Annotated in this window: 7 protein-coding genes; 5 read left to right on the forward strand and 2 right to left on the reverse strand. The window is 55.6% G+C overall.

Annotation, left to right across the window (positions count from 1 at the left end; translation table 11 throughout):
* Window positions 1-12: 12 nt before the first annotated feature.
* Both proS and KJ970_19815 read right to left on the reverse strand, forming a co-directional pair.
* Window positions 13-1,449, reverse strand: coding sequence for a proline--tRNA ligase (proS, locus tag KJ970_19810; GenBank protein ID MBU2693168.1), 1,437 nt, complete (start codon window positions 1,447-1,449; stop codon window positions 13-15).
* An 88-nt stretch (window positions 1,450-1,537) separates the two neighbouring features.
* Window positions 1,538-2,953 (reverse strand): transglycosylase SLT domain-containing protein, encoded by a 1,416-nt coding sequence (locus KJ970_19815; protein ID MBU2693169.1) that lies wholly within the window; start codon window positions 2,951-2,953, stop codon window positions 1,538-1,540.
* A 120-nt stretch (window positions 2,954-3,073) separates the two neighbouring features.
* On the opposite strand from KJ970_19815, the gene KJ970_19820 reads away from it, so the two are divergent.
* From KJ970_19820 to KJ970_19840, 5 genes are all read left to right on the forward strand, one after another.
* Complete coding sequence (locus KJ970_19820) at window positions 3,074-4,042, forward strand: ABC transporter ATP-binding protein (protein ID MBU2693170.1); 969 nt, start codon at window positions 3,074-3,076, stop codon at window positions 4,040-4,042.
* The gene (locus KJ970_19825; GenBank protein ID MBU2693171.1) at window positions 4,039-4,821 is read left to right on the forward strand and encodes an ABC transporter permease; all 783 of its coding nucleotides are present in this window, start codon (window positions 4,039-4,041) and stop codon (window positions 4,819-4,821) included. Before KJ970_19820 ends, KJ970_19825 begins: the two co-directional genes overlap by 4 nt.
* Window positions 4,818-6,341: a GldG family protein gene (locus tag KJ970_19830; protein ID MBU2693172.1), complete on the forward strand. Its 1,524-nt coding sequence runs from the start codon at window positions 4,818-4,820 to the stop codon at window positions 6,339-6,341. Before KJ970_19825 ends, KJ970_19830 begins: the two co-directional genes overlap by 4 nt.
* Window positions 6,338-7,720: a DUF4340 domain-containing protein gene (locus KJ970_19835; protein ID MBU2693173.1), complete on the forward strand. Its 1,383-nt coding sequence runs from the start codon at window positions 6,338-6,340 to the stop codon at window positions 7,718-7,720. The genes KJ970_19830 and KJ970_19835 overlap by 4 nt, the downstream gene beginning before the upstream one ends.
* Window positions 7,721-7,811: 91 nt before the next feature.
* Window positions 7,812-8,099, forward strand: a complete 288-nt coding sequence (locus KJ970_19840; GenBank protein MBU2693174.1) for a hypothetical protein — start codon at window positions 7,812-7,814, stop codon at window positions 8,097-8,099.
* The last annotated feature ends 128 nt before the right edge of the window (window positions 8,100-8,227 follow it).

An 8,227-nucleotide genomic window follows, 5' to 3' on the forward strand; every position in this document is an offset into this window, starting at 1 on the left:
AGCGTCCGCTCTCTAATAAGATTGCGACCAGACAACCCGATGGGGGCTATCCTTGCCGCAGACGAGACAGGGACCTTTGTTGCTGTCGTCCTGACCAAAAGGAAGGACCCGGATTGTCGCCTTGGTCTCTTCCTTCACCTTCTCCTCACACAACGGAGAACCGCACCAGCAGCCCTCGATGAAGCCGCCCTTTTCGGTGTTGGTCTTCAGGAATTCATCCCAGCTTTCCACCTGATGGGTCTTCTCCTCCCGATGCTTTAAGGCTTTCTGGAAGAGATCGACCTGCAATTGATCCAGGGTCTCCCGTAAGGCTTTATCAATCTCTGAAATGGCGACGAATGATTTCTGCCGATTATCCCGGCGAACCAGGACGGCTTGGTCTTTCGCCACATCCCGCGGACCGACCTCGATGCGGACCGGTATGCCGATGAGCTCGGCATCGGCGTACTTCCATCCGGGCGTGAACTGGTCGCGGTCATCGACCTTAAGACGGAAGCGCTGCTTCAGGCCCGCCTCAATCGCCCGGGCCTTTTCCATGACAAGGCGCTTTTCATCATCCGTCTTATAAATTGGAATGATCACCGCTTCAGTCGGGGCGAGCTTGGGTGGCAGGATGAGGCCCTTGTCATCGGAATGGGCCATGATCACCGCGCCGATAAGCCGCGTCGAAACACCCCAGGATGTCTGCCAGCAATACTGCATTTGCCCCTGTTCATCCTGGAATCGAACATTGAAGACTTTTGAGAAATTTTGACCCAGATTATGGGATGTCCCGGCTTGCAGCGCCTTCCCATCCTGCATCATCGCTTCGATCGCATAAGTCCGCAGGGCGCCGGCGAACTTCTCAGACTCGGTCTTCTGACCGGTCAAGACCGGAATCGCCATAACATCCTCAGAGAGGGTCTTGTAAACCTCCAGCATCTTCAGAGTCTCTTCCTCGCCCTCCTCGGCGGTGGCATGGGCCGTATGGCCTTCCTGCCAGAGAAACTCCGTCGTTCGCAGAAAGAGGCGGGTTCTCATTTCCCAACGGACCACATTGGCCCACTGGTTGATGAGGAGCGGAAGATCGCGGTATGACATGATCCATTTCGAATACATATCGTAAATGATCGTTTCTGACGTGGGACGGATGATCAGGGGTTCTTCAAGAAGTTTCCCTCCGCCATGCGTCACGACCGCTGTCTCCGGGGCGAATCCTTCTACATGCTCCGCCTCTCTTTTGAGAAACGACTCCGGGATCAAGAGAGGGAAATAGGCGTTTTTATGCCCGGTCTCCTTGATCATCGTATCGAGAGCCTTCTGCAGCAGCTCCCAGACCGCATACCCATTCGGACGGATGACCATGCACCCGCGGACCGGCGAGTAATCGGCGAGTTGGGCCCTTAAAACGATATCCAGATACCACTGGGAGAAGTCATCCGCTCTTTTTGTGATTCCCTCTTCTGCCATAATCCGCTCCTCTTTTCTGGGCTTGAACCGGTGGGCAGGATGCCACAGGCACAGGGAGGGTGTCAATCAGCTTGGCCGCCGGTTAATATTATCGCCGCGGCGATGCGTCATCTGGTAGATAAAGTGTCTGCCCCACGTAAATCCGATCACTCCGAAGGCCGTTGGCGGATTTCAGATCGCTCAGGCTGATCTTAAAGCGATTGGATATCGACGAGAGGGTATCTCCATTTTTGACCTGGTACGTCGGCGGCCGCGGGGGTTGGTCCCATCGGGCGTTTTGGGGGATTTCAGCAAAGGCTTCCCAAAGATCCGGAACACTCCCCGCCGGTATCTTGACCGCATATCCCTTCGGGATGGCGCGTCTGCCGCCCCAGAAGGAAGGACCGAGTCCGGGGTTCAGCACAGCCAATTCGGAGGGTGAGACCTTGAGGGCCCGGCCCAACGCCCTGGAATTGACATATTGCGGGAGGATAAAACTCGTTTGCTTGATCGGTTGCCGATAAGGCAAGGGTCCGAAGTAGAGCTCCGGATTGACGGCAATCTCAAGAGCGGCGAGAAATTCGATATAGAAATTGCGTGAAGCGAATTGAAAGGACCGGCCCTTATAATGGCGGATGATCGTCTCCACATCCCGTGTCCCCAGCTGCTCAATCGCCCGGCTCATACCGCCGGCCCCATGGTTATAGGCGATAATCGCCAGCGGCCAGGAACCGAGCGTATCGTAATTGTCTTTGAGGTGGCGCGCCGCGGCATGTGTGGCGATCAAGACATCTTTTCTTTCATCGATGTCATACCCAATTCGTAGATAGCGCTGTCCGGTTGTGCCTGTGAACTGCCAGATGCCGACAGCCCCGGCATGCGAGTGCGCTTCGGGATTGAACGATGATTCTACATGGGGGAGAGCAGCGATCTGCTCAGGAACGCCATATTGCCTGAATATCTCGACCATGACCTGCTGCCAGCATCCCGCCCGGATCAAGCCTTCTCTAAAATTCTCCCACATGCCTCGTTGCGCCCGCACCGAATAGATGGCTTGCTGGAATCGCGTGGGCTCCAATCCGTCAAAGAGGCGGGCGACCCGTCTTTCTTCCCGCGTCCATTGAGGGGATGGTTTTGAGGCGAGGGATTTTAAAATATGTTGGTAATGACGGATCCGCGTACGGACCAATCGGGTTCGTTCCGTTTCTGAAGGAGTCCTCGATGTATCCAGCACTTCATAGATTATCCCTAGATCATCGGAATCATGGATGAGTGTTTGTTGGGTGGAATAATGGGCGAAAACGCTCTTCCAGAATTCCACATCGGGCAGAAATCCGTCAGGATAGGGGAGGGTCTGGGAATCGATCACAAGATTCCAATTATGATAGGCGCCGATGGCCGGCGTCGTGATGGAGAAAATGGCCAGCGCAAAAAGGCTCACGAGGGTGCCCATGGCCGCATGGAGGCCGTCGCCAGGGAGGCCGAAGGCGCGGATCAATGATGCTCTGCTCTTTCCCCGATTCATTCTCTCCACTCTCTCAGATCGCTCTGGAAATTCTTTGGTGTTCTCTTTCTCTGATGTCACTATCGGCGTGGAGGCCGGGGACATTCAGTGATCCCAAATCTTTAGGAGACTCATCCGGTTATGACCGGTTCCGCGAATCATACATCCATTAGACCACCCCTTCTCGAAGCAACCGAGCTTTGCCGGTATTACGGCACAGTTCGCGCGGTACATCAGCTCTCCCTGAGCATCTTCCCGGGGCAAATCGTCGGTCTTCTGGGACCCAACGGCGCGGGGAAAACGACCACGCTCCGGATGCTCGTCGGCTCTCAAGTCCCCAGCCAGGGCCGAGTGATGATTTCCGGATACGATGTTTTTCGCCAGGGGCCTCAAGCAAAGAAGTTCCTCGGCTATTTGCCGGAAAACCCAGGAATGGCCCGGGAGATGGATGTGATCAGTTATCTTGAGTTTGTCGCCCGTCTCAAGGGCATGAAAGGATACGAGATAGGGCCTTCGGTTCAGAATGCGGTTAAGATATGGAATCTGAGGGAAGTGGCCCGCCGGCCCGTGGCCCAGCTCTCACGCGGTTTCCGACAGCGGACCGGCCTGGCCCAGGCCACCCTGAACAATCCTCCCCTCCTGATCCTGGACGAGCCGACCACCGGCCTCGATCCCAATCAGGCCGCCGACCTGAGGGGCACGTTGCGGCGGCATGCCGCCACCGGCGCGGTTCTCATTTCGACCCATCTTCTGGCGGAGGCAACCAGCCTTTGCGATCAACTGGTCATCCTTCACCGAGGCGAAGTCGTCGCTCAAGGAGATCGGCAGATTTTAACACAAAGGGTCGCTGATTCGGGGTCCCTGCGGGCTGTGATCCGCGGTGGAGCGAGGCTTGCCGAGATCGCGAGGCGCCGGGGCCTCAAGATAACGGCCAAGGGGGAAGGAGATCCGGACCATGAGTGGATTCTTGAGGGAACCTTGCCCGAGCAGGATCGCGATGTCCTACTCCAAGAGCTGATCGCGGCAAAGGGTGAGTTGGTCGAATGGACCGCCGGCGGCCGCACATTGGAGGATCTCTTCCGCCAACTGACGCAGGAGGGCAAGCCGTGAAAATCTGGACACTGGCACGCCGGGAACTTTCCCTGGCCTTCCGGACGCCGATCGGGTTCATCCTTCTTTGCGTCTATTCCCTGATATCTGGTTTTGTCTTTGTCCTCCTTCTTCTCCGTTTTCAGTCGATCGGCCTCCAGGCCTTACAAAACCCATACGGCACGCTCGATACGGTGATTCCGATCTCAACCGAGAGCTGGCTGATACAGCCCTATCTTTCAAATATTTCACAAGTCCTCATCTTCTTTATTCCCTTCCTTACCATGGGCAGCATTGCCGGCGAGCGGCGGACAGGGAATTTGGAACTTCTTCTCAGTTATCCCATGACAACCGGTGAAATCGTTCTGGGGAAATTCCTCGGTGTCTTGATGGTCTTCGCCTGCCTTTTGGCGGTGAATTTCATCCATATTCTGCTCTTTGCCCTCTTCCGCGATCCGGGTTGGGGAACGGTTGGGGCCAGTCTTCTGGGGCTGCTCTTTATGGGGGCCGCCGCGATCGCCCTCGGCATTTTTATTTCGGCTTTAAGCCAAGGCCCATTGGAAGCCGCGGTTCTCACGCTGGGTTTGCTGGCCGGATTGGTTCTCGTCGGCGGCACCCAGGCGAATGAGGGCTGGCGACAGATCTTACAATTCATTTCACCGCTCGGGCACTTTCAGGAATTGAGTCGCGGGATTCTGAAACTGGATCCCCTACTGGCGTACGGCGCGGGAATCGCCGCCGCCCTGGCCTTCGCCCTGCGCGGCGTTGATTGGCTTCGATGGCGGGGGGCCGGATCATGAAACAGACCCGCCCTTTCGTTCTTTTGCTGATTTCCTGCGTTATCGTTCTGCTGGGCGTTCTTTGGTCGGCCTTGCACAATGGCCATCCCGGATTTCCAGGCCGCCTCCTTTGGATCACCGGCGGCGCAGGTTTTCTTTTCTTCCTCGTGAGAACGGGGGATGAGATCCGCTTTTTTATCCTGCACCTGCGATCCTTCTCCGAACCTGGTCTGATGCTCACCCTTCTGCTGGCCTGCGGTTTTCTCATCCTCGGATCGATCGCGGTGGAAAGATCGGGTTTGCGCTGGGATCTTACACGGCAAAAAATCTACACATTGAAACCGGGCTCCCATGAGATTGTGAACGAAATACAAAACAAGGTCGAAATGATCGCCTTCTTAAAAGAGGGGACCTCGACCTGGAGAGAGGCCGGCGAGCTTCTTGGAATCTACGTTGCTTCATCGCGGAAAATCGAGATGCGGCGTGTTGATCCTGACCAGGATCCGGCCACGGCGAGAAAATATGGTGTCGGTGAAGTCGGCCTTATTTTACTCCGCAGCGGCGATCGCGAGGAGCGTGTCACCGATCTCTCTGAGCAGGCTTTGACCGCTGGTCTTATCCGGCTGATCAGCGGCAAAGGGAGAAGCATCCTTTTCAGCCGGGGGCATGAAGAGCTTTCGCCGAGCGCCGTCGATCCCACCGGCCTCTCCAAACTGACCCGGTTTCTGTCCGATGATGGGTACCAGGTCGGCGTCACCGATCTCCTTGATCCGGCCCATTTCCCCGATCCCCCGGGGGTTGTTGTCATTGCCGGGCCGCGCCATGACTTGATACCCGGTGAGATTCGAAATCTCCAGGAGTTTCTTGACCGCGGGGGGCGCGCCGCCATCTTTCTTGATCCGGGCGTCAAAACAGAACTTTCACAGCCTTTTCTCTCCAGCGGCATCATCCTGGGTGACGGCCCGATCGAGTTGACGGAAGCGACGTCGAAGCGACTGGGTCTTGATGAGGGCCAGATCCTGGCGGATCCGACGAATGACCATCCCGCCTCATCCTATCTCGGAACGCGGGCCCTGCTTGTGGGCGCCCGTCCCGTCGAGAGTTCCGAACCGGGACGGCAAATCTCGGAATCTTCTACATTATTGCGGACTCTCGCCGGGCAAGGCGGAGAAGCGCCGGCTGATCCGTCCTATAGCGTCGCCGTCGCTTCCGCCTGGCAAATCCATGCGCCCGATGATAATCTCACCAGATTCCGGGAACGCCCGTGGGCGCGGCTCATTGTGGTGGGTGACTCCGATCTTTTAACGAACCGCTATCTTGAGAGACAGGGGAACCGCCAGGTTGTCATGTCCTTTATACATTGGTTGGCCGAGGAAGATATCCTGCTGCGGTCCGAGGCGAAACAGCAACAGCCGGTGCTGTTGCTGGATGAAACCATCATTCGAACCCTCTGGCTGATCATGATGATTTTGCTTCCTTTGGCCTTTCTCCTTCTGGGAATTACTATCTGGTTGAGACGGCGCTCGGTGGGAAGGGGATGAGATCAAGAATCTGGATACAGATCTTATTAGCCGGCGGCATCCTGCTTCTCTGGTATTACATTGCGCACCACCCGAACAATTTGTTACCAGAACCCGGTCCCTTTGATTCTATCGAACCTGATTCGGTACGGTCATTGATTTGGATCGGGGATGATGGACTCAGGCTTATTGAAAGATCCGGTGAAGAGTGGATCTATCGCTGCGGTTCGACATCCAGACCCGCGTGGCGGACGGATCTCGCCAACGAACGGTTTGTTAAACAGATGCTCCAGGAACTCAATCGCTTCAGGGCAAAGAGAATCCTGACGCCCGATGAAGAAAGTGATCTTTTCGGCTTAAATCGTCCGCTGGCCGGGCTCGTCATTCAAGCGACGGCCGTTGCTGAAACATTATGGATCGGCAACCGGACGCCGGTCGCCGGCGGTTGTTACGCCTATTGGTCAGGGTTGGGGGGCAGCGCCGCTGTTCTGGATGCCTATATTGTAGAGCAGTATGTCATGTCGCGGGACGACCAACTCCGTGAACCCAAGCTGGGACGGATCCCCCTCGGCAAGATTGAACACGCCGAAATCATCCAGGGCGAGCGCCGCTTCCGGTTGACCTTCTTGGAGCACGCCTGGTGGATAGAGAAACGGGCCGGTTCGCAGTGGACCCAATCGTCACGGGCCGATTCCCTGCTCTGCCAGAAGGCTGTCGGCACGTTACAGCGGATGCGGGCGATTCACTTTCTCAACGGGCCCGGTGAGCTGGAACCCGCCGATCTCGATCTTGATCCGCCGCTGGCTCAATGGATTTTGACAGCCGGTTCTAAAATCGACACCTTTCGCATTGGACGGCACCTGGCTTCGGAGGGAAGACTCGCTGTCTGGGTCAATCAGCGCCCGCCGGCATGGCTCCAAGAAGAGAGCTGGGCCGTTTTTTCCATGCCCGCGGCATCATTCCGCTACCGGTCTCTCTTTGGAACCGATGAGAAGACTTGGGTTGAAATCGAGGTGAGGCGCCCCGGCGGAGAGCCGATCCATTTTCGCCGGATAGAGGAGATGTGGGTCCTTGAGAAGGGGGAATTGAATCTTAGCGCTCCCGATCCGAAGAGAATCCTCTCAACAGCCATCGCCAATCTCTCGCGTCTCCGGTTCGCCTCGTTCGCCGAACCGGAACGAATTAAAGCTGACGATCTCACCTCTGATCGCACACCCGATCTTATCTTTATCGTGACTCAAGCAGACGGATCGAAGGAATCGCTGCGGGTCTGGAATGTCTCATCAGATGAAAATCCCAATGAATCAATCGTGGAAGGATCCCACCAGCCCGGAATATTCGGCTCCGTTCCGTCTACGGAGTTTGCTATTTGGAATCTTCTGAACCGGAAAAAAAATTAAAAAATAATCAAATTTAGCTATAGATTGCTCAAGTCATTGCGCCTCCAACCGATATTCTTAAAAGTTTCGTTCCGGAAGGGGGTAAAAAACAATGGTACGAACTAATATCAAATTGATCCATCCTGCGCAGATTGCCGCCTGGGGATACCAAGGTTGCAAGACAGTGCAGGGCGTTGTCAATTTCTGTCAGAAGAACAAGAGTTCGATTAACTGTGTGTGGTGGAAGGCTGATAACCGGAAGATCTTGATGGTTGACCCTCAGAGCTTCCGTCAGGCCTGGAAGGAAACGGTTGGGACGCAGCAGTATTCGAAGCCTCAGCAGAAGCAGCCGAAGCAGACCCAGTACAAGCAGAGCCAGTACAAGAAGGTGATGTCTTAAAGTTCCTGTAGAAGAAAATGATGTATGGTTCCTCGGTAACCCAAAACCGGTCCCGGACGGGACAGAAAGGAACCACACATCATGTCCAAAGTACTACCAAGCCAGAGGCTTTTAAAGCAATTCGAGGA

The organism is Candidatus Eisenbacteria bacterium, assembly GCA_018831195.1.
GTDB lineage: Bacteria > Eisenbacteria > RBG-16-71-46 > CAIMUX01 > JAHJDP01 > JAHJDP01.

Excerpts from the sequence above, each read along its gene's own strand:
- KJ970_19830 (MBU2693172.1), top strand. The coding sequence starts at position 4,818 with ATGAAACAGACCCGCCCTTTCGTTCTTTTGCTGATTTCCTGCGTTATC.
- proS (MBU2693168.1), bottom strand. The coding sequence starts at position 1,449 with ATGGCAGAAGAGGGAATCACAAAAAGAGCGGATGACTTCTCCCAGTGG.
- KJ970_19815 (MBU2693169.1), bottom strand. The coding sequence starts at position 2,953 with ATGAATCGGGGAAAGAGCAGAGCATCATTGATCCGCGCCTTCGGCCTC.
- KJ970_19840 (MBU2693174.1), top strand. The coding sequence starts at position 7,812 with ATGGTACGAACTAATATCAAATTGATCCATCCTGCGCAGATTGCCGCC.
- KJ970_19835 (MBU2693173.1), top strand. The coding sequence starts at position 6,338 with ATGAGATCAAGAATCTGGATACAGATCTTATTAGCCGGCGGCATCCTG.
- KJ970_19820 (MBU2693170.1), top strand. The coding sequence starts at position 3,074 with ATGACCGGTTCCGCGAATCATACATCCATTAGACCACCCCTTCTCGAA.